This window comes from Pantoea sp. Tr-811, from assembly GCF_011752535.1.
In the GTDB taxonomy this organism is placed as follows: domain Bacteria; phylum Pseudomonadota; class Gammaproteobacteria; order Pseudomonadales; family Pseudomonadaceae; genus Aquipseudomonas.
In genome coordinates, this window is the sequence record NZ_VWXJ01000063.1 from 1 (window position 1) to 570 (window position 570).

General features: G+C 66.5%; 1 protein-coding gene. It reads right to left on the reverse strand.

Annotation, left to right across the window (positions count from 1 at the left end; genetic code table 11):
• Positions 1 to 570, reverse strand: a 570-nt coding sequence (locus tag F3J44_RS29430; RefSeq protein WP_205300272.1) for a hypothetical protein, incomplete at both ends; no start/stop codon positions are given.

A 570-nucleotide genomic window follows, 5' to 3' on the forward strand; every position in this document is an offset into this window, starting at 1 on the left:
GGGCCGGGAATCGGCCGACCAGGCCTTCGATCACGTTGTCGCTGCCTCCGAGCAAGGTGCCGACCGCGTCGGCCTTGTCGCGGAAGGGATTGAACGGTGCCAGGGCTACATACAGCGGGCTGTCGTGCTGGTCCAGCCAGCGCTCCAGCCGCTGTAAGCGCAGGTCTTGCTCTTCGGTGCCGGGCACGGGTTGGCCCATGGGGTGAATCAGCAGGGCGAGGGAGGTTTCCAGGCCACGTGCGGAGGTGAGGTCGTCGCGGTCATAGCAGGCCAGTGCAGCGGCCAGGCTGTAGGGGTTGTCGAGGTGGCCGGTTTCGGCGGTAGCCAACCAGGCATCGTGATCGGCGCTGGCTTGCAGGGCCGATGCTTGCAACTCGGCGATACGTTGTTCGAGCTCGTCGCGTTCGGCCAGGAAGCTGAGGTACTTGGCGGTATCGAGGCGTTGCCCCAGGCGGTGGCCCTGTTCGGAGTAGTCCTTGTGGGTGAGCACCCGGAAGCGCTCTTCGTACGGCGGTTTTGGCCGGCTGTCTGGGCGGATGCGCAGCGCGGCGGTGGCCAGGCTCGGGTTTT